The organism is Sphingomonas sp. Leaf5 (assembly GCF_001421155.1).
GTDB lineage: Bacteria > Pseudomonadota > Alphaproteobacteria > Sphingomonadales > Sphingomonadaceae > Sphingomonas.
Window position 1 is genome coordinate 721,521 of the sequence record NZ_LMJZ01000001.1, and the last position, 20,678, is coordinate 742,198.

18 protein-coding genes and 1 tRNA gene are annotated in these 20,678 nt (G+C 66.7%); 11 read left to right on the forward strand and 8 right to left on the reverse strand.

Annotated elements, in window-relative coordinates; all coding sequences use genetic code 11:
• Positions 1-56: 56 nt before the first annotated feature.
• Positions 57-737, forward strand: a complete 681-nt coding sequence (locus ASE50_RS03330; protein ID WP_056395402.1) for a c-type cytochrome — start codon at positions 57-59, stop codon at positions 735-737.
• A 261-nt stretch (positions 738-998) separates the two neighbouring features.
• Here ASE50_RS03330 and ASE50_RS03335 read toward each other — a convergent pair whose 3' ends face one another.
• Both ASE50_RS03335 and ASE50_RS03340 read right to left on the reverse strand, forming a co-directional pair.
• The gene (locus ASE50_RS03335; protein ID WP_056395403.1) at positions 999-1,682 is read right to left on the reverse strand and encodes an HAD family hydrolase; all 684 of its coding nucleotides are present in this window, start codon (positions 1,680-1,682) and stop codon (positions 999-1,001) included.
• Between the two features lie 16 nt (positions 1,683-1,698).
• The gene (locus ASE50_RS03340) at positions 1,699-2,361 is read right to left on the reverse strand and encodes a YggS family pyridoxal phosphate-dependent enzyme (protein WP_056395406.1); all 663 of its coding nucleotides are present in this window, start codon (positions 2,359-2,361) and stop codon (positions 1,699-1,701) included.
• A gap of 22 nt (positions 2,362-2,383) precedes the next feature.
• On the opposite strand from ASE50_RS03340, the gene ASE50_RS03345 reads away from it, so the two are divergent.
• A complete protein-coding gene (locus tag ASE50_RS03345; RefSeq protein WP_056395409.1) occupies positions 2,384-2,911 on the forward strand; it encodes a thiamine phosphate synthase in 528 nt (175 codons plus the stop codon).
• Here ASE50_RS03345 and ASE50_RS03350 read toward each other — a convergent pair.
• Positions 2,894-5,005, reverse strand: a complete 2,112-nt coding sequence (locus tag ASE50_RS03350; RefSeq protein ID WP_235512115.1) for a TonB-dependent siderophore receptor — start codon at positions 5,003-5,005, stop codon at positions 2,894-2,896. The genes ASE50_RS03345 and ASE50_RS03350 overlap by 18 nt on opposite strands.
• Before the next feature lie 144 nt (positions 5,006-5,149).
• Between ASE50_RS03350 and ASE50_RS03355 the strand changes: the two genes are divergently transcribed.
• Positions 5,150-6,220 carry an AI-2E family transporter gene (locus tag ASE50_RS03355; protein ID WP_162235941.1) on the forward strand — a complete coding sequence of 357 codons (1,071 nt, stop codon included), beginning with the start codon at positions 5,150-5,152 and terminating at the stop codon, positions 6,218-6,220.
• Between the two features lie 181 nt (positions 6,221-6,401).
• On the opposite strand, the gene ASE50_RS03360 is transcribed toward ASE50_RS03355, so the two are convergent.
• From ASE50_RS03360 to crtY, 4 genes are all read right to left on the reverse strand, one after another.
• Positions 6,402-7,328: a phytoene/squalene synthase family protein gene (locus ASE50_RS03360; RefSeq protein WP_056395419.1), complete on the reverse strand. Its 927-nt coding sequence runs from the start codon at positions 7,326-7,328 to the stop codon at positions 6,402-6,404.
• On the reverse strand, positions 7,325-7,906 hold the full coding sequence (locus ASE50_RS03365) for a TIGR00730 family Rossman fold protein (protein WP_056395422.1): 582 nt from the start codon (positions 7,904-7,906) through the stop codon (positions 7,325-7,327). Before ASE50_RS03365 ends, ASE50_RS03360 begins: the two co-directional genes overlap by 4 nt.
• A gap of 176 nt (positions 7,907-8,082) precedes the next feature.
• A complete protein-coding gene (locus ASE50_RS03370; protein ID WP_056395425.1) occupies positions 8,083-9,561 on the reverse strand; it encodes a phytoene desaturase in 1,479 nt (492 codons plus the stop codon).
• Positions 9,558-10,721, reverse strand: coding sequence for a lycopene beta-cyclase CrtY (crtY, locus tag ASE50_RS03375; protein ID WP_056395428.1), 1,164 nt, complete (start codon positions 10,719-10,721; stop codon positions 9,558-9,560). Before crtY ends, ASE50_RS03370 begins: the two co-directional genes overlap by 4 nt.
• A gap of 252 nt (positions 10,722-10,973) precedes the next feature.
• Between crtY and ASE50_RS03380 the strand changes: the two genes are divergently transcribed.
• The 6 genes from ASE50_RS03380 (at position 10,974) to ASE50_RS03405 (ending at position 18,153) form a co-directional block, all read left to right on the forward strand.
• A complete protein-coding gene (locus ASE50_RS03380) occupies positions 10,974-11,786 on the forward strand; it encodes a sterol desaturase family protein (RefSeq protein ID WP_056395431.1) in 813 nt (270 codons plus the stop codon).
• A complete protein-coding gene (locus ASE50_RS03385; RefSeq protein WP_235512116.1) occupies positions 11,701-12,141 on the forward strand; it encodes a DUF2141 domain-containing protein in 441 nt (146 codons plus the stop codon). Before ASE50_RS03380 ends, ASE50_RS03385 begins: the two co-directional genes overlap by 86 nt.
• 68 nt (positions 12,142-12,209) lie before the next feature.
• Complete coding sequence (locus tag ASE50_RS03390; RefSeq protein ID WP_056395434.1) at positions 12,210-13,079, forward strand: MipA/OmpV family protein; 870 nt, start codon at positions 12,210-12,212, stop codon at positions 13,077-13,079.
• An 883-nt stretch (positions 13,080-13,962) separates the two neighbouring features.
• Positions 13,963-15,648 (forward strand): ABC transporter transmembrane domain-containing protein, encoded by a 1,686-nt coding sequence (locus ASE50_RS03395; RefSeq protein WP_056395436.1) that lies wholly within the window; start codon positions 13,963-13,965, stop codon positions 15,646-15,648.
• Positions 15,632-16,717, forward strand: a complete 1,086-nt coding sequence (locus ASE50_RS03400; RefSeq protein ID WP_056395439.1) for an efflux RND transporter periplasmic adaptor subunit — start codon at positions 15,632-15,634, stop codon at positions 16,715-16,717. The genes ASE50_RS03395 and ASE50_RS03400 overlap by 17 nt, the downstream gene beginning before the upstream one ends.
• On the forward strand, positions 16,714-18,153 hold the full coding sequence (locus ASE50_RS03405; RefSeq protein ID WP_082438741.1) for a TolC family protein: 1,440 nt from the start codon (positions 16,714-16,716) through the stop codon (positions 18,151-18,153). The genes ASE50_RS03400 and ASE50_RS03405 overlap by 4 nt, the downstream gene beginning before the upstream one ends.
• 394 nt (positions 18,154-18,547) lie before the next feature.
• Here the strand turns inward: ASE50_RS03405 and ASE50_RS03410 are convergent.
• Positions 18,548-18,634 (reverse strand) — tRNA-Leu (locus ASE50_RS03410).
• Positions 18,635-18,769: 135 nt separating this feature from the next.
• On the opposite strand from ASE50_RS03410, the gene ASE50_RS03415 reads away from it, so the two are divergent.
• Together ASE50_RS03415 and ASE50_RS03420 are read left to right on the forward strand one after the other, a co-directional pair.
• The gene (locus ASE50_RS03415) at positions 18,770-19,714 is read left to right on the forward strand and encodes a complex I NDUFA9 subunit family protein (protein WP_056395442.1); all 945 of its coding nucleotides are present in this window, start codon (positions 18,770-18,772) and stop codon (positions 19,712-19,714) included.
• Positions 19,711-20,556 (forward strand): undecaprenyl-diphosphate phosphatase, encoded by an 846-nt coding sequence (locus ASE50_RS03420; protein WP_056395446.1) that lies wholly within the window; start codon positions 19,711-19,713, stop codon positions 20,554-20,556. Before ASE50_RS03415 ends, ASE50_RS03420 begins: the two co-directional genes overlap by 4 nt.
• Positions 20,557-20,678: the final 122 nt, after the last annotated feature.

Genomic DNA, 20,678 nt, shown 5'->3' on the forward strand with positions numbered 1-20,678 from the left:
AGCCACCTCTAAGCATGGCTCCAAACAAAACCATCTTAGGCGAGACGGCTCAGCGCATGGACGACCGGACGAACACGATCGCGGGTTGGGTATTGGCGGGATGCGCCGCGGCCCTCGGACTGTCCATTGCCAGTGGCATGATCTTCCATTCCGGTCCGCCGGAAAAGTCGGGCTATCCGGTGGAGGGCGCTGCCGAGGCGGGTGGCGGCGGCGGTGCGGCGGCGGTGCCGATCGCGACGTTGCTGGCCTCCGCCGACGTCGCCAAGGGGGCCGAAGTCTTCAAGAAATGCGCGGCCTGTCATACCGTCAATCAGGGCGGGGCCAATGGTATCGGCCCGAACCTGTGGGGCGTGATCGGCAAGAAACATGGCCATCTGGCCGGTTTCGCCTATTCGAGTGCGTTGACCGGCGTTGCGGGCAATTGGGACTTCGACGCGATGAACGCGTGGCTGACGTCGCCGCGCAAATATGCGCCGGGGACCAAGATGACCTTTGCCGGTCTGGGCAGTGCCGAGGACCGGGCGAACGTCATCGCCTATCTCAACACGCAGGGGTCGAACCTGCCGTTGCCGGCCGCCCCCGCCGCCGGAGCCGCGCCGGCCAAGGAAGGCGTGAAGAATGTCGAGGAGGGCGCGACCGCCAATACCGCCGACATCGTGAACGCGGCCACACCCGCTTCGGGCGCGCCGTCGGTCGATCCGGCGGCGGCGGAACAGGCCGCGAAGAAGGGCGAGTAACGCTTCGGTTCTGTCTTCGCGGCGAGCCGGGATCGGTTCGCGCGAAGGCGCGAAGAAGGTCAGATTTCGCGCAGAGGCGCGGAGGCGCAGAGGGGTTGCGTTTGCTGCGTCTTCGCGTGCGTTCGGCAGACGAATGCGCCCGCTGCAACCTGAAAGAAGGGCCGCGGTCGCGGGTGAGGTTGCGTCAAGAACAACCTCTCCGCGCCTCGGCGGCTCTGCGCGAACCAATTTCTTCTATTCCACGCCGTCGCGTGAACCGATTCAGGCGTTCACCGGCTCCAGCCCCAGCAGCTTCGAAACCTCATCGAAGCCGTGCGCGATGTCGGTCACGCCCAGTTCGCGCAGGCGGGCGTCGTGGCCGACGCCGCAGTGCGACCCCGCACACAGGCCGATCACGCGCGCGCCCGATGCGACCGCGCCGGTGACGCCGACCGGTGAGTCTTCAAGGATCGCGCATTGTTCGATTGGCACGCCGAGCTGCTTCGCGCCGTAGAGATACAGGTCGGGTGCGGGCTTGCCGTTCGCGACATGCTCCTTGCCGCTGTAGATATGATCGCCGAACGCGTCGGCCAGCCCCAGATGGCGCAGATGGGTCGAGATCCAGTGGGTCGTGCTCGACGAGACGATCGCGCGCGGCAGGTCGGCGGGGAGCGAGCGGACGAAGGCGATCGCGCCGGCGACTGCCTCGACGCCCTCTTCCAGCACCCGCGCGTCTTCGATCGCGCGGGCTTCGAAAAAGCCGGCGGGGATCGGTCCGCCGACCCAGCGTTCGATCGCCTGCGTGAAGTGGGTGCCCGACAGGCCCATGAAATTGGCCATCGAATCGGCGGCGCTGGTCGGGTGACCGGCGGCGGTGAGGAATTCGGCGATCTGGCGATTGCCGGCGAATTCGCTCTCCAGCAGCACACCGTCAAAGTCGAACAGCAAGGCTTGCGGACGGGTCATGATACGCTCCGTAACGTCAGCCGCGTGGGCCGAACAGCGCCGATCCGACGCGGACATGGGTCGCGCCGAGGGTGACGGCAGTCTCGAAATCGTCGGACATGCCCATGCTCAACCCGGTCAGGCCGTGGTCGCGGGCGAGCTTGGCGGTCAGCGCGAAATAGGGGGCGGCGTCGAGGCCGGCGGGGGGCACGCACATCAGGCCCGCGATGGGCAGTCCGGCGGCCTTCGCTTCGGCCAGCAGCGCCGGCAGATCGGCAAGGGCGCAGCCGCCCTTTTGCGGTTCGTCGCCGATATCGACCTGGATGAAACAGGCGGGTGCGCGGCCGGTCTTGTCGATCGCTTTCGCCAGTGCCGCGACCAGCGACGGGCGGTCGACCGAATGGATGGCGTCGAACAGGCGGACCGCGTCCTCGGCCTTGTTCGATTGCAGCTGGCCGACCAGATGCAGTTCGATGCCGGGGGTAACGTCCTGCAACGCCGGCCATTTCGCCTGCGCCTCCTGCACTCGGTTTTCGCCGAAGACGCGCTGTCCGGCGTCGATCAGCGGCTGGATCGCGGCGGCGTCGCGGGTCTTGCTGACCGCGATCAGCGTCGTCGCGCCACGGTCCCGGCGCGCGATCGATTCGGCATGGGCGATCCGGTCGCGAAGGTGGCCAAGCGAGGTTGCGGTTTCGGTCATCGCGCGCGCTATAGAGGCGGTCATGCGTCGCCGCCACCCTTTGCCGAGCCGCTGGCTGATGACCGACGAGCGGCTGGGCGACGACCTGGCCGCGAAGGTGGCGAAGTTGCCACGCGGCAGCGGGGTCGTCTTTCGCCAATATGCTACGCCCGAAGGGAAAAGGCGGCGGATGTTTGCACAGGTGCGGCGGATCGCGCGGGCGCGGCGGCTGGTGCTGCTGGTCGCGGGGCCGTTTCTGCCGGGTGGCGACGGGGTGCATGGCCGAAAGGCAAGGAAGAACAGGGGGTTGACGACGCGGCCGGTGCATTCGGTGCGCGAACGTATCGCCGCCGAGCGGGCGGGGGTCGATGCAACCTTCGTCTCGCCTGTCTTCGCCACCCGCTCGCATCCGGGCGCAAGGCCGCTTGGCCGTGTCCGCTTCGCGCTGCTGATCCGCGGCGCGCGCCTGCCGGTCATCGCCCTGGGCGGCATGACCGAGCAGCGCGCCCGCACGCTGCCGGGCATCGCCGGTTGGGCCGCGATCGACGCGTGGTCAGAATTTCGTGCGTAGTTCGACGAAGGCGGTGCGCGGTTCGCCGGGGAAATGGCCGGTCTGCGCGGTGAAGCCCGATGCGGCATAGACCTTGTCGAACAGGTTATCGACGCGCAGCATCAGTTCGGCGAAGCCCAGCTGGCGCGTGATCGACGCGTCGAAGATGGTGTAGGGCAGCACCGGCTGTCCCGAGCGGCTGACCCGGCGCGACACATGCTCGCCGCCGAACGCGAAGGCGGTGCGGAGCGGTGCGACCTGATAGCGGGTCCAGAACCCCAGCTTGTGCGCGGGCGCATTGGCGAAGCGATTGCCGATCGCATCGGCCAGCGACTGGCCGGCGACGCTGCCGGTGATGCGCGTATCGTTATAAGCGTAATTGGCGAGCAGCACCCAGTCCGGCGTCAGATCGGTGGTCAGATCGATCTCGACCCCCTTGCTGGTCACCTCGCCGATCGGGCGGAGCTGATCGACACCGCCGACCGGCGGCAGGCTGGGATCGACTTGCAACAGATTGCGGCGAACGATGCGATAGAGCGCGGCATTGGCCTGTACCCGACCGTCGAGCAGCCGCGATTTGAAGCCGGTTTCGATCTGGTTGCCGGTGATCGGGGCGAAGGGACCGCCGGCGGCGGGCAGCTGGCTGGCCGGGGCCTGCGGATCGAAGCCCTGCGACCAGCTGACATAGAGCGACAGATCGTCCTGCGGCCGGTAGATTGCGCCGGTGCGGAAGGTGATATCGCCGTCCTCGTACCGCGCGTTCGCCGTCACCCGGCCGGCGGTGGCAACATGGGTGCTATCCTCGAACCGGTCGTAGCGGACGCCCGCGACCAGCAGGAGATGCGCGGTCAGGTCGATCTGATCCTGCGCATAGACGCCGAAGCGGCGCGAATCGGTATCGGTGACGGTGAAGGGCAGAGCCGTCGCCCGCAACGCATCACCATCGGAACGGCCATAGACCGGGTTGGACACGCTGAGCGGCAACACGCCAGCGCGCAGGATCCGCGACTCCAGCGCGTTCGATTCGCGATACCAGTCGCCGCCGATCTGAACGCGGTGCGACAGGCCGAGCAAGGTCGTGCGCGCGGTGGCATTGGCCATGAACGACAGGCCATCGACCGGGCGGACCTGATCGCGAAATTCGCGCAGGACCAGATCGGGGTTGGCCGCACTCAACCCGCGCGGCTCGTGATATTGCTGGCGTTCGGTCGAGCGGAAGCTGCGGACGCCGGCATCGAGCGTCACCGCATCGCCGATCGCGGTCGCATAGCGCGCGGCCCATGCGGTCGATGCGAGGTGGAGATCATCGCTCTTTTCGTTCGCATTCCAGCCGATCGAGGTGCGGAAACGGCCGCTGTCGTCGACCAGCACCCCGCGCAGCCGGTTGGCGCGCAGATCATTGTCGTAGGTGGTGACCTGCAGCGTCAGCAGCCCGCCGGGATTGGTGCGGATCGACAGCCCGGCATCGCCGATCAGCGCCTTGTGCAGGGTGTTGAAGCGGTACGGCTGCATCGCTTCGTAAAAGCCGCCGATGCGATAGGACACGACACCATCGGCATCGATGCGGTCGATCGCCTCCGCCGAGATGCCGAACCGGTCGTAATTGCCGGCGGTGACGACGGTGCGCAGCGCCGCGCGGTCCGACGGCGTTTTCGACACATAGTTGATGATCCCGCCCGGCGCACCGGGGCCGAAGAACAGCCCCGCCGGTCCCTTCAGCACCTCGACCCGGTCGATGTTGAACAATTGCGGCACGGTAAAGCCGACGAACGGATTGCCGCGCATCCCGTCATAGAAAGATTCGTCCTGGCGAAACCCACGGAAGGTGACGCCGGCATAGCTGTACGCGCTGACGCCCGAGATATTGCGATACAGGTCGGTCGCGTCGCGCGCGCCCTGATCGGTGAACAGTTCGTGGTTGATGACCTGCAACGCCTGCGGAATGTCGAGCGGGTCCTGCGCCGATTTGCCGACGGTGGTGATGGTGGTGCGATAAAGTTGCCGGGCGCGTCCCTCGACCACGATGTCGGCGTCGTCGCCGGCGGGGCGTTCCTGCGCCGCCACCGGGGTTGCCATCATCGCCGCCGTCATCGCCGGCATCCACCACAGTTTCACGTCGTTCCCCCTATTGCGATTTGCTCGCATTAGCGACAGTCACGACGCGGTGCAATCGTTTCGGATACGATCGTTCGAACGATGCCCGCCACCAACACGGAACGGCGGCGGGTTCCGCCCGTTGACGCACCGAAGGGGATGGCGATGCGGGGTGACACGGAACAGGCGGGACCGGGCTATGCACGGGTCGCGGCGATGACGGTGATGGTGCTGGCGATCATCGGCACCGGGTATCTCATCCTCTCGATGATGCGGCTGGTGCTGCTGGTCTTTGCCGCGACGGTCATCGCGGTGTTGTTCAGCGCGGTCGCGCGCCGCATTCAGAAATGGACCCACCTGCCGCGCGGGCTGGCGCTGGCGGCGGCGATCATCCTGTTGCTGGGGATCGTGATCGGCATCTTCTATGGCTTCGGCGCGCAGCTGGTGCAGCAGTTCGATACGATCCGCGAACAGATCCCGTCGGCGTTGCAGGCGATCCAGCGGCAACTGGACGCATGGGGGCTGGGCGAGCCGGCGCGCGACCTGCTGTCGCAGGGCAGCAGCGACCTGTCGACGATCATGTCGCGCGCGGGCAGCTATGTCCTGTCGATCGGGTCGGGACTGTCGGATGCGGTGCTGGTGCTGGTCGGGGCGATCTTCCTCGCGGCCGATCCCGAACTGTATCGCCGCGGTCTGGTGAAGCTGGTGCCGCCGGCGGCCGAACCGGTCGCGCGCAAGGCGGTGGACGATGCCGCCGCGGGCCTGCGCGGATGGATGAAGGGTGAAGCGGTGGCGATCGTCGTCGTCGCGGTGCTGACCGGCACCGGGCTGTGGCTGCTGGGCGTGCCCGCCGCGATCGGGCTGGGCCTGATCGCCGGGTTGATGGATATCGTGCCCTATGTCGGGCCGATCATCGCCGGACTGCCCGCGGTGATGCTGGCCTTCACCCATTCGCCGTCGACCGCGCTGTGGACGATCGTGCTGTTCCTGATCGTCCAGCAGATTCAGGGCAATATCCTGCAACCCATCGTCCAGAAGCACGCCGTCGACGTGCCGCCCGCCGTGCTGCTGTTCTCGGTCATCGGCATGGGGCTGATGTTCGGGTTCATCGGCGTGGTGCTGGCCGCGCCGCTGACCATCGTCGTGTTCGTGCTGGTGCAGCGGATTTACGTGCAGGCGTTGCTGGGGCGGGAGATTACGGTGGCAACCGACAAGGTGAAGGGGGAGGACCAGTGAGGAAGCGGATGTTTCTGCTCTCCTCCTTCCGGTCCCCAGCCCATGCTCTGTCGTCACTCCCGCGCAGGCGGGAGTCCATATGCGCCGAGGTCACTACTTCAGCACAAACCTCAGCGGCTATGGATTCCCGCCTGCGCGGGAATGACGAACATTCTTAAGGATCGTTGAACGTCGCTCCGTCCTAGTTCGGGCGCGTCCAGAGCGACGGGTCGCGGGGCGTATCGGGGGCCGGGCGCCAGCGGGCGGCGATGAACGCGCGGGCGATCGCCGCGATCTTCTTGCCCTTCGACGTCGTCTGGCGCTGGTCCCACGCCGCGGGGCCAGCCGCCGCAACCTTGCGGGCGATGCCGCCATAGATGTCGGCGGCAGCCAGTACCGCCCATGCCGATCGCCATGGCAGGCGCGCCGCGCCGACCCGGGCGCTGTCCTCGTGGAGCGCCGCGCGCGCCGCCATCCGCCGGGCGAGCACCGCAACCCGATCGGGCGTCGCCATCGGATCGGCCGGGTCGATGCGCTGTTCGGCCAGCCAGTCGCGCGGCAAATAGCAGCGCCCGGCGGCGGCATCCTCCGCCACGTCACGGGCGATATTGGCGAGCTGGAAAGCGAGGCCGAGATCGCAGGCGCGGTCGAGCGTGTCGTGGTCCTGTGCGGGCACGCCCATCACCACCGCCATCAGCCCGCCGACCGCGCCCGCGACGTGATAGCAATATTGGTACAGATCGTTCTCGGTCACCGGTTGCCAGCCATCGGCGTCGAGCTGGAATCCGTCGATCACGTCGTGGATCAGCCGGTGCGGCAAACCGACCTCGGCCGCGACGACGCCCAGCGCGTCGAAGGCCGGATCGCCGGTCGGCTGCCCGGCCAGCGCCTGCGCCGTGCGCTCGCGGATCAGCAGCAGGCGCGCGGGGGCATCGTCGAGCCGCTGCATCCCGTGCCCCATGTCCTGCCCGTCCGCCAGATCGTCGCAGGCGCGACACCAGGCATAGAGCAGCCAGGCGCGTTCGCGGGTTTGGCGGTCGAACAGCTTGCTCGCCGCCGCGAAACTTTTCGAACCGCGCGCGATGGTGTCGCGGGCGTGCGCGACGAGCTCGGCGCGGGGCGGGATCAAAGGTCTTTGCTGCTCATGTGGATGATCGCCTGTACCGGGGTATGCGCGGCCATCCTGTCGAGCAGGACGTCGAGCGTGTCGGCGACCAGCAGGATGTCTCGGTGCATGGGGCGCATGAAGCCGACCTCGGCCATTTTGTCGACGAAGGCGATCAGGTGATCGTAATAGCCGGCGGTGTTGAGCAGGCCGACCGGCTTGGCATGATAGCCAAGCTGGGCCCAGCTCATCGCCTCCCACAATTCGTCCATCGTGCCGGTGCCGCCGGGGATGGTGACGAAGCCGTCGGACAGGTCGGTAAATGCCTGTTTGCGCTGATGCATGGTGTCGACGACGTGGAGTTCGGTGAGGCCCTTGTGCGCGGCCTCCGCCTTGACCAGCGCGGTCGGGATGACGCCGATGACGTCGCCGCCCGCCTCGATCGCGCCATCGGCGACCGCGCCCATCAGGCCGAGCCGCCCGCCGCCATAGACGACGCCGATGCCGCGTTCCGCAAGGGCACGACCCACGGCGCGGGCGGAGTCGATGTAGATCGGATCGGCGGGGGTCGCGGACCCGCAGTAAATGGCCAGACGCTTCATGGGCGTGAGCGGTAGGCGATCGGCGGGAGGGGGGCAAGATCGCGGTGCGACGGGCGGACTTCCCTCCCCTCCCTGGCAAGGGAGGGGCCGGGGGTGGGTCGGCCGGCAAGGGAAGGTTCGCGCGCGATAACGGGCCTACCCACCCCCTCCCTTGTCGGGGAGGGGAGCAGGATGCGTTAGTCCTCCCCGCCCAGCATCAGCGCCGCCGTCGCCTTGGCACTGCCGACCACGCCCGGAATCCCCGCGCCCGGATGGGTGCCCGCGCCCACGACATACAGGTTCGGGATGTCGTCGTCGCGGTTGTGCGCGCGGAAATAGGCGCTCTGCGTCAGGATTGGCTCCAGCGAGAAGGCCGAGCCGTGATACGCGTTCAGATCGTGGGTGAAGTCGCTCGGCATATAGCTGAACTTCGTCACGATCCGGTCGTGGATGTCGGGGATCAGGCGGCGACCGACCTCGTCCAGAATCCGCTTTTCGAGGATCGGGCCGATCTTGTCCCAGTCGACCGGGAACTTGCCGGTGTGCGGCACCGGGCACAGTGCGTAGAAGGTCGAATGCCCCTCCGGCGCCATCGACGGGTCGGTGACGGTCGGATGGTGGAGGTAGAGCGAGAAATCCTCGCTGAGCACGCCATGGTCGTAAATGTCGGCGAGCAGCCCCTTATAGCGCGGGCCGAACAGGATCATGTGGTGCGGGATGCCCGGCCACGTGCCCTTGATGCCGAAATGGACGACGAACAGCGACGGGGAAAAACGCTTCTTTTCGAGGCGCTTGACCTTGCGCTGCGCGCTGCGCGAACCGGCCAGCAGATCCTTGTAACTGTGCATCAGATCGGCGTTGGTCGCGACCATGTCGGCGGCGATCACCGTGCCGCTCTTCGTCGTGACGCCGGTCGCGCGGTCGCCGAGCGTGTCGATGCTGGCGACCGGGTCGTTCAGGATCAGCGTGCCGCCCAGTTTCTCGAACAGGCGGACCATGCCGGCGACCAGCTTGTTCGTGCCGCCCAGCGCGAACCAGACGCCGCCGTCGCGCTCCAGCTTGTGGATCAGCGCATAGATGCTGCTGGTCTTCATCGGATCGCCGCCGACCAGCAGCGTGTGGAACGACAGCGCCTGGCGCAGCTTCTCGTTCTTCACGAACGACGACACGATCGAATAGACCGAGCGCCATGCCTGATATTTCGCGAGCGCCGGCGCGGCCTTGATCATCGAGGCGAAGTCGAGGAACGGCACGTGCCCCAGTTTCACATAGCCTTCCTCGTACACGCCCGCCGAATATTCGAGGAAACGGGCATAGCCGGCGATGTCGCCGGGATCGAGCTTGGCGATTTCGGAGCGCAGCAGCGTGTCGTCGTTGGTATAGTCGAAATTGGTGCCGTCGGGCCAGTTGAGCCGGTAGAAGGGCGACACCGCCTGTAGCGTCACGTCCTCCGCCATGTCGCGGCCGGTCAGCTGCCACAGTTCCTGCAACGCTTCGGGCGCGGTGATGACGGTCGGGCCGGCGTCGAAGACGAAGCCGTCGCGTTCCCAGTAATAGGCACGGCCGCCGGGCTTGTCCCGCCCTTCGACCAGAGATGTTTGTACGCCGGCGGATTGCAGGCGGATGGCGAGCGCGAGGCCGCCGAACCCCGCACCGATTACGACTGCCGTCTTCACCCCTGTCTCCCCACCAAAGCCTGTACCGCACGTCCGATCGGTACCGGCGGTTTGCCTGTCAGCACGCGCAATTTGTCGAACAGCGTCGACCCGCCGGCGTAGAAACGTCCGACCAGTCCCGCATCCAGGCGGTAGAAGCGTTCGAGCACACGGTAGCGTTCCGCCGGTTCCGCCGCACGGAACAACATCGTCGCCAGCATCCGGTAGAATCGCCGCTGTCGCCACAGCGTCGCGGCATAATCATGGGTCAGCGTGTGCAGCGCGCCGCCCGACCAGTCGCCGCTGTCGGCGACCAGATGGGCGAGCCGCACCGCATCGGGCAGCGAATAGCCGGTCAGCGGATGGAACAGCCCGGCGCGCATCCCGCCCTTCGCCACGCGGTTTCCGCCCGATCGCCAATATTCCTCGAAATCGCCGCCCATCGCGACCGGCAGCACGCCGGTCTCGCTGCGACCGACGCGGGCGATGTTCCAGCCCTGCGCCTGCGCATAGCCGGCGATGCGCCCGGCCAGCAGCTGCGTGTCGATATCGGGGGTGTCGCTGTAATAAGTGTCCTCGACGAACAGCGTCGAGGCATCGAACGGCAGGGTATAGACGAAGCGATAGCCGTCGAGCTGTTCGACCGAACCGTCCATGACGATCGGCCGCTCGACGCCGTGCAGGTCGTCGGTGACCAGCTCCATCCCCATGAATTTCTGCCAGCCGAGGTCGAGCAGCGACGTATCGCCGGGACCGCGACAGTCGATCACGCCCTGTGCCTCGACCCGGTCGCCATCGGCGAGGACGACCGCGGTCGGGCTGGCCCCCAGCACGCGGACCGATGGCATCAGCGTCTCGCGCGACAGCGTCTGGCGCAGCACCGTATCGAGCCGTTCGGAGGTGATCGAATAATAAGCGGTGTCGAGCGTGCGGGCATGGGCGGGAAAAACGATGTCGTAGCCGCGCCACGCATGGGCGATGAGCGGGGCGACCAGCGCGCGATGATCGTCCGACACGTCGCTGCCGAAGAACGACCAGACATGGTTGCCGCCGAAATGCGATGCGCCCTCGATCAGGCGGATGCGCGCATCGGGTCGCCGCTTCGCCGCCGCCAGCGCGATCAACGCACCGGCAAGCCCTCCGCCGACGATGGCGAGGTCGCAGTGATGGATGGTTGGCATGGGATGGCCCTAGGGGAGGGCGGCAACAGTAGCAACGGCGCGTACAAAATCCTCCCCGCGAGCGGGAAGGGGGACCATGCGTGGCATAGTGGAGGGGGAGCGCCGCATACGAAGCCGTTGTTTTCGTGGATGCCCCCCTCCACCACCGCCTTCGGCGACGGTCCCCCTCCCCGTGCCGGGGAGGATTTTGGGTGCCCTTCCCCGGGAGGATCTGGGGTGTCATCCGGTCCTGCAATCCGCTACAGCGGCTGCATGTCGATCCCGTTGGCTATCTTCCTGTCCGCCGTGGCGATGACGGCGATCGTCGGCGTCCGCTATCTGCTGGCGTCGGCCGGGTTTGCCTTTGCGACGCGTAGCAAGCATCCGGGGCTGTACCGCGGACTCGACGCACAGATCGCGAAGGAAATCCGCTGGTCGCTGTTGTCCGCCGCGATCTACGGCGTGCCGGCGGGCATCGTGGCGTGGGGCTGGGAGCATCGCGGCTGGACGGCAATCTACCGCGACGTCCACGCCTATCCCTTATGGTATCTGCCGGTATCGGTGCTGCTGTACCTCTTTGCGCACGACACCTGGTTCTACTGGACGCATCGCTGGATGCACCGGCCGAAATGGTTTCGCATCGCCCATGCCGTCCACCATGCCAGCCGGCCGCCGACGGCGTGGGCGGCAATGGCGTTCCACCCGATCGAAGCGTTAACCGGCGCTGTGGTAATTCCGTTACTGGTATTCGTCATTCCGATTCACACCGGCGCACTGGCGTTGGTGCTGACGATCATGACGGTTATGGGGGTAACCAACCATATGGGGTGGGAAATGTTCCCGCGATTCATGTGGTCGGGGCGATTGGGCGGCTGGCTGATTACCGCCAGCCATCATCAGAGGCATCATGAGCGCTATGGCTGCAATTTCGGGCTCTATTTCCGCTTCTGGGACCGGTTGTGCGGCACCGATGGCGGGCTGGGCGACTTCGAAAAGGAACGTGCGCGCGTCGCGCGGCGGGCGAATCGCGCTGGCGGCGCTGGCGCTGGCGACGCTGCCGGGGGCCATGCCGACCGGCACGCTTGACGTCCGTATCGCCGACCTGCGGTCGGCCAAGGGCGTCATCCGCCTGTGCCTGACCGCCGATCCGAAGAATTTTCCCGGTTGCACCGACGACCGCAATGCCGTCACCCGCACCTTTGCCGCGGCGGAGCGCGGCGTACGCATCGCCGGGCTGGGGCGTGGCGATTATGCCGTATCGGTGATCCACGACGAGAACAACAATTCGAAGCTCGACACCTTTGCCGGCATCCCGCGCGAAGGGTTCGGATTCTCGCGCAATCCGGCGATCCGCTTCGGCCCGCCTGCCTTCAGCTCGGCGGAGTTCCCGGTCGCGGGTGATGTAACCATGCAACAGGTGCGGATTCGCTATCTGCTATAGTAGTCGCGACGGACCGAAGCGCGCAGCGTAGCGTTACGGCCGGGTAACATTTTCTCGGAGCTACGCCCTTGCGCGCCTTTCTTGCCGCCGTCCTGACCGCCGCCGCCGTTGCCGGCCCCGCCTTCGCACAGGAAGCGGCGACCCCGGCGGTGCCGGCATCGTCGCTGCCCAACACCGATACCGGTGCCGATTTCTACGTCGTCGGCCTCGGCGCGGCGGTGCTGCCCGATTACGAAGGGTCGGACGATTATTCGTTCAGCCCGGTGCCGGCCGCGACCGGCCGCGTGTCGGGGTTCAACTTCCTGCTCGCCGGCAACCGCGTCAGCGTCGACCTGATCCCCGACGGCATCGGCCCGACCTGGGATTTCCAGGCCGGGCCGATCGCGGTCGTGAACCTGAACCGCAATTCGACCAAGGGCATCGACGATGCGCAGGTCCGCGCGCTGGGTACGGTCGATACCGCGATCGAACTGGGCGGCTATGTCGGGTTGGGCAAGACCGGGGTCATCACCTCGCAATTCGACCGGCTGTCGGCATCGGTCAGCTATCGCAAGGACGTGGGCGGCGGCCACAAGTCGACGGTGCTGGCCCCGACGATCAACTATGTGACGCCGCTCAGCACGCGCGCCATCGTCGGGGTGATCGTGTCGGCCGAACGGGTCGGCGAAGGCTATGCCGACAGCTATTTCTCGGTCACGCCGGCGCAGTCGCTGGCAAGCGGCCTGCCGGTCTACAACGCGCGGGGCGGGTGGAAGAACTGGACGCTGGGCCTGCTCGGCGGCCGGTCGATCAGCGGCGACCTGCGCTCGGGCTGGCAGCTGTTCGGCACCGTCGTCTATCGCAAGCTGCTGAACGATTTCGCCGACAGCCCGATCGTCGCGCGCAACGGGTCGAGCAACCAATGGCTGGGTGCGGTCGGGGTCGCCTATAGCTTCTGATTTGGCGTCAGATCGGGCGGGGCGAGCGCCGGACGATGAGACCTTTGCGACAGTATTCCTTCCCGCTCCCCTGCCGTACCCCCGCGCAGGCGGGGGTCCAGGGTTTCAGGCACAAGCCGTGGTTCTGTTTGGCTCTGGACCCCCGCCTGCGCGGGGGTACGGAGAGTTTTTGGCTAGGCTTGCGACTTTCGCAGCGGTCTTGATGATCGGGTGCGTTTGAACATGATCGTCGGTGCAGGAATGCACGCCGGCGGCTTTTTCGTGAGGGTGATTGTTAGGCGGGATCGACATTCAGTTCGCTGGACGCAGGAATAGCGTTCAATTCCCCTTCGTCACTCCCGCGCAGGCGGGAGTCCCTATACGCCAGCGTCGCGAATCCAGCCAAACCGTCGGCGTCTATGGATTCCCGCCTGCGCGGGAATGACGAAATTCCGTAGTTATCGCTGAAGGTCGACCGGGGGAAGAACCGGCCGCGGTGACGGTGGGCCGCAGCGACGCGCCTTGGCCCACATGGCGGCGTTCGCCACCGGTCCCCGATCCGGGCCGAAGCGGCGGTCGCCGATCGTGCTGCTGCGCTGCGGCAAATGAGATTGTCAACGGCTGCCATGGTTTCTAGCCAACCTTGGCATACTGGCCGGCATTGGCAGTGTGCCGGGCCAGCAACTTGACTGCGTCCCACGCCGGTTCGCAGGATCGGGTGCAATGACGGTCGTAACAGGTCGAAGCCCGCGCGCATCCTTCGGCAAATGGTGCACAGCAACAATATTTAACATTGCGCCCGATACACAGACGGGATTTTCGACGTAAGGCGCGGCAGGGCGGTCTGGCGTCGGTAGCACGGGGCGATGGCGACCGGTTCCGGACGCAGGAATAGGGGTGTGCTTTGGCGACGCAACGACTGGGGTTCCGGGATGCGATCGGCTGGCTTTCGCAGATCATCGGTCCCGACTCGGCCTATGTACGGCTGGGCATCGTCTATACCGTCGCGATCAGCCTGCTGGCGCTCGCGACGCCGATCTCGGTGCAGTTGCTGATCAACAGCGTCGCCAATACGGCGATGCCCGCGCCGCTATGGGCGCTGTCGGGGGTCCTGCTGCTGCTGCTATTGATGGTGGTGGCGCTGAGTGCGCTACGCGTCTGGATCATGGCGGGGTTCGAACGTCGCCTGTTCTCGCGCATCGTCGCCGAAGTCACGCTGCGCGCGGTGCATGCGCAGGACCCGTTCTTTACCGATGGCAATCGCGGCGACCTGTTCAACCGTTTCTTCGATCTGGTCGTCGTCCAGAAATCGGTGCCGAGCCTCGTGATCGGTGCCTTTACCATCGTGTTGCAGGCGGTGATCGGGCTGACCATCACCAGCTTCTATCATCCGGTCTTTCTCGCCTTCAACGTCGTGCTGGTCGCGGCCATCTTCATGGTTTGGCTGATCTGGCGGCGTGGCGCGATCGGCGGGGCGGTGGCGCTGAGCCATGCCAAGCACAAGGCCGCCCACTGGCTGGAAAGCGTCGGCGGGTCGAACGGCTTCTACAAATCGTCGCGCCATCTGGATTTCGCGATGCAGCGTTCGGAGGCAGTGACCGCCAGCTATGTCGACACGCATCGGCGGTATTTCCGGTATCAGTTCGCGCAAACGGTCGCGTTCCTGCTGATCTATGCCTTTGCCAGTGCCGGGCTGTTGCTGCTGGGCGGCATGCTGATCTTGCGCGGGCAATTGTCACTGGGACAGCTGGTCGCGGCTGAGCTGATCCTGTCGGGCGTCTTTTACGGCATTTCGCAGTTCGGCTGGTATCTCGACAGCTTTTACGAACTGGTCGCGAGTTCGGAGGAATTGTCGCTGCTGTTCGCCATTCCGCAGGAAACCACCGTGCGCGGTGACCATGGTCCGCGCGACGGTGCGGTGAAGCTGACCGACGTGGTGCTCGACGGTGCGCGCTATACGCTGGCGCTGGGGGCGGGCGAACAACTGGTCACCGTCGCCGAACCGGGAGCCGAGCGGCGGCTGGCGATGCTGCTGAAACGCCATGCGCTCCCCGAACGGGGGCTGCTTCGCATCGGAGGGGCCGATCCCGGCTCGTTCGACATCTACCGGTTGCGATCGGACGTGACGGTGCTCGACCGCTCGACCATCGTCGAGGCGACGATCCGCCAGTATCTCCGCCTCGCATCCGAAGACCTTGACGAGGTGGCGATGGAGGCGCTGGCGACGGTCGGTCTCGAACGCCGCCTCGCCAGCCTGCCCAAGGGGCTCGACACGCAGCTGGGATCGACCGGCTATCCGCTGAGCGTCGGCGAGACGATGGCGCTGAAGCTCGCCAATGCGCTGCTGGTCCGGCCGAAGCTGTTGCTGCTGGGCCAACTGTACGACCTGTTGCCGCCCGAACGGCTGGCCGCGGCGCTGCGCCTGCTGAAGGCGCATGGCACGACGGTGCTGCTGTGTACCGGACGGCCCGAGGATCTGGAACTCGACGGATATCTCCATCTCGGCATGACCGAACAACGCCGGTTCGACCGGCTCGCCGATCTGCAGGCCGCTGGCAACCGGGAGGGCGCAGATGACGCATCGGCCTGAACAACTGGCGCATTTCCGCACGCTGGCGGCGCTGCGTCCGCCGCGGGTGGCGGTGGCGATCGCGTGGATGCTGGCGGTCGGCATCGCGGCGGCGGCGGTCGTGCTGTTCATGGTGCCGTGGCTACAGACGGCGCGGGGACGCGGGCAGGTCGTGTCGCTCGATCCCGACGACCGCGCGCAGGAGGTGACGGCGCTGGTGCCCGGCCGGGTCGAACGCTGGTATGTGCAGGACGGGCAGCATGTCGGGCGCGGCGACCCGATCGCGCGCATCGTCGACCTCGACCCCAATCTGCTGTCGCGGCTGGCGGCCGAGCGCGCACAGGTGCTGGCCGAGATCGCATCGGTGCAACAGGCGCAGGCGGTCGCGCAGATCGATGTCGGGCGGATGCGGCAGCTCTATTCCGAAGGGCTGGCGTCGCGGCGCGATTACGAACAGGCGCAGATCAAGGTCGCCGAATCAGGGGCGAAGCTGGCCGAATCGCGCGCCAAGCTGAACCGCATCGACGTGCAGCTCAACCGGCAGTCGGCACAGCTGGTGCGGGCGCCGCGCGAGGGCCGTATCCAGAATCTGAACGCGGCGACGGGCGGTGCGCTGCTGACGGCGGGGACCGTCCTTGCCGTCGTCGCGCCCGAACGGGTCAAGCGCGCGGTCGAATTGCTGATCGACGGTCGCGACGTGCCGCTGCTGCGGCCGGGGCGTCCGGTACGGCTGGAGTTCGAAGGCTGGCCGGCGATCCAGTTCAGCGGCTGGCCGTCGATCGCGCACGGCTTTTTCGACGGGCGCGTCCGCACGATCGATCCGAATGCCAATATGCAGGGGCTGTTCCGCATCCTCGTCGAACCGGCCCCCGGCAAGCCGGCATGGCCCGAACGACGCTTTGTCCGGCTGGGCGGCAAGGTGCAGGGCTGGGTCCAGGGTGAGACCGTGACCGTCGGGTATGAACTCTGGCGGCAGCTGAACGACTTCCCGCTTGAATTTGGCCAAACCGCGACCGACAAGACTGCGGGTTCGGCGGGCGAGAAGGAGGATGACAAGAAGATCGCGACGAAGCCGGGCAAGCCGAAATGATCCGGTCGAGCCTCCTGTCCGCGCTGGTCGCCGCGCAGCTGTTCGTCGTGCCCGCTGCCGCCCGGCAGGTGCCCCCGGCTCCGGCGCCCGCTGCGGCACCGCTGACCCTCGACGAGGTGTTGCGCGCCTCGGCCCGCGCCGCGCCGCAGATCGTCGAGGCGCTGGCGAAGGTTCGCGCGGCGCAGGGGCGCGCCGTCACCGCCGACGGGGCGTTCGATACCGTGTTCGATGCCGAGGGCCGCTCGCGCGCGCTCGGCTATTATGACGGGACCTATGTCACCGGGCGGGCGACCCGTCCGCTGACCGGCAATGGCGGCTATGTCTATGGCAATTACCGCGTCAGCCGCGGCGATTTTCCCGTGTATGAGGATGAGCAATATACCAACCGGCTGGGCGAGGCGAAAGTCGGCGCGCTCTATGCGCTGCTGCGCGACCGGCTGATCGACGAGCGTCGGACGAAGCGCACGCTGGCGTCGGGGGACATCGACATCGCGCAGTTCGAGCGCGGTGCCGTGGCGATCGGGGTGCAGCGGGGGGCGATCGATGCCTATCAGAACTGGGTTGCGGCCGGATTGCGCCTGCGCGCCTATCGCGACCTGCTCGCCCTGTCCGAAAGCCGGCGCGGCGGCCTTGCGCGGCAGGTCCAGCTCGGTGCCCGGCCTGAAATCCTGCTCGCGGAGAACGACCAGAATCTCGTCCGCCGGCGCGCGCTGGTGGTCCGGGCGGAGGGCGATTTCGCGGCGGCGGCCAATGCGCTCTCGCTGTACTTCCGCGATGGTGCGGGGGAACCGGTCCTGGTCGGTCCCGAGCGTCTGCCGAACGATCTTGGCGCGCTGGCCGGCGTGGCCGCTGTCGCCCGTGCCGATTTCGCACAGCGCCGCCCCGATCTGAAGATGCTGTTGACCCGGATCGATCAGGGGACGGCGCGGCTGGCGCTGGCGGAGAACGACGTGCGCCCCCGGCTCGACCTGCGCGGCGAAGTCGGCAAGGATGTCGGCCCGGTGGGGCTGGGCGGATCGTCGCGGACCCCGCTGGAGACGGCGGTCGGCTTCCGCTTCTCGATGCCGTTGCAGAACCGCGTGGCCAAGGGGCGCATTGCCGAAGCGCAGGCCGAACTCGACGCCCTGTCGGCGCGTAGCCGCTTCCTGCGCGACCAGATCACGGTCGAAGTGGAGGGCATCGCGATCGGCGTTGGCGCGGCCGAGCAGCTGGCGGTGATCGCCGAGCAGGAGCGTCAGCTCGCCGAGCGACTGGCCGCAGCCGAGCGGCGACGGTTCGAACTGGGGTCGAGCGACTTTTTCCTCGTCAACCAGCGCGAGGAAACGGCGAACGACGCCCGCGTCCGCGTGATTGAGGCGCAAGCACGAATCGCCGCCGCCCGCGCCGAACTCGCCGCCGCCACCGCCGATCGGGCGGCACTGGGTCTCGATCCCTGACGCGGGGAGGGTGCGGGAGGGATGTCGCACCGTTTGTGCCGACCGCCGGGCGGGATGCGTAGTCGCTACCCCGTGCGGTTGCGGACCCGGGGGGAAGGTGCCACCACGGGCGGTACGGCAAGCGTTGTACGGCGAGGCGGTTTCGAGCCTAAGCGGCATGGCCTTCGGGTACGATCGCTTGGCCTGCCGCACGGGCTTCCCAGATACGCATTATCACCGTGATCCACCCCGATCGTATCGTGACGGGGGTGTCCAGTCGCGTCCGCCACGAGCGCGACGGTTCGATCCGTACGGTATCGAGGCGTAGCCGACGTGCAGCCTGAAAGATCGGTTGGGGCAAGGTTCTCCGGGGATCGTGCTGGACGATCCCCGCGCATGTTCATGCTGTGAGAAATGGTGCCCAGAAGAGGACTCGAACCTCCACGACCTTGCGATCGCCAGCACCTGAAGCTGGTGCGTCTACCAATTCCGCCATCTGGGCACGGGGTAGGAGGGGGCCTCTACGGGGGCGTCGGGGGGGTGTCAACAACTTGTTTCGCGATTTTACGTTGTCCTTGCCGTTTGGATGCGGGAACGGCATGGGGCGTGGCATACAGGCCAAGCAAAGGCGGGCACGATGAAGAACCAGTTGGTGACGCTGTTCGGCGGTGGCGGTTTCGTCGGCCGCTATGTCGTACAGGAATTGTTGAAGGCGGGCGCCCGCGTCCGCATCGCGCAGCGCGATCCGCGCCAGGCGCTGCACCTGCGGACGCAGGGCGGCCTCGGCCAAACCCAGTTCGTCGCAGCCGACCTGTCGCGTCCCGACACGCTGGCGCGGGCGGTTGCGGGTTCGGATGCGGTCGTGAACCTCGTCGGCATTCTCGACGGCGATTTCGACAAGGTCCATGTCACCGGCGCGCGCAACGTCGCCGAGGCGGCGGCAGCGGCCGGGGCGAAGGCGTTCGTCCAGATTTCGGCGATCGGGGCCGATCCGGCGTCGCCATCGGCCTATGGCCGGTCGAAGGCGGCGGGCGAGGACGCGGTGCGCGCAGCGTTCCCGCATGCCACGATCCTGCGCCCGTCGATCGTGTTCGGGCGCGAGGACGGCTTCGTCAATCGCTTCGCCGGCATGATCGCGGGCGCGCCGGCGCTGATCGGACGGCCGATCGTCCCGGTGATGGCAGCAACGACCCGGTTCCAGCCGATCTATGTCGTTGATCTGGCGCAGGTGGTGGCAAAGGCGCTGGCCGATCCCGACCGGTTCGGTGGCCGGACCTATGCGATCGGTGGCCCGGACGTGATTTCGATGGGGGAACTCAACCACTGGATCGCCCGCGCGATCGGCCGCGACGTGCGCTTCGTAGAGGTGGCCAACGAGCTGGGCGGCCTGATCGCCGCGCTGCCGTTCACCCCGATTAGCAAGGATCAGTGGGCGATGCTGTCGCGCGACAATGTCGTCACCGGCGACGTGGCCGGGATCGACGCGTTCGATATCCGTCCGGTGCCGTTGTCGACGGTCGCGCCCGAATGGCTGGTCGCGTATCGCAAGAATGGCCGCTTCAACAAAGTCGCCCGGGTATGAGCAATGGGCAATCGTGGTTCGAAGCCGCGATCCTGGGGGTGATCCAGGGGCTGACCGAGTTTTTGCCGGTCTCCTCCAGCGCGCATCTGCGCATTGCTGGCGCGTTCCTGCCGTCGGGCACCGATCCGGGTGCCGCCTTCACCGCGATCATCCAGATCGGGACCGAAGCGGCGGTGCTGCTGTATTTCCGCAAGGACATCTGGCGGATCGCGACGGCGTGGCTGGGCCAGTTCTTCGGGGGGCGGTCGGCGCACGATGCCGACAATGCCCGGATCGGCTGGCTGGTCATCATCGGCACGCTACCGATCGTGGTGCTCGGGTTGTTGTTCAAGGACGCGATTGAGACGTCGTTGCGCAATTTATGGTTCACGGCGTTCAGCCTGATCGGGTTCGGCATCCTGCTCGGCATCGCCGACCGGGTCGGGCGGCGGCGCTGGGGGATCGACCGGCTGGGCTGGGGCAGCGGCATCGCGTTCGGTTTTGCGCAGGCGATGGCGCTGCTGCCGGGCGTATCGCGGTCGGGCGGTACGATCACCGCCGGGCTGTTCATGGGGTTCACCCGCGAAGCGGCGGCACGTTATTCGTTCCTGCTCGCGATTCCCGCCGTGCTGGCATCGGGGCTGTACCAGTTGCTCAAGACGTGGGGGCAGTTCGGTCCCTATGGTGCCGGGCCGACGTTGCTGGCGACCGGTATCTCGTTCGTCGTGGGATATGCATCGATCGTCGGATTCCTGAAGCTCGTATCGACGCGGGGGTATATGGCGTTCGTCGTGTATCGCGTTCTGCTGGGTAGCGCGTTGATTATCCTCCTATCTCAAGGGCGACTAATGCCGCTGGGATAGGACCGGTACGGCCTCAATTAGCCTAGTTAAGAATTGATCGCAGTAGTAACTGGAGTTACACCGTCTTATTGGGTCAGCTATGTTTACCTAATGATCGTTTATTGCGTGACTCGGTCCGCCAA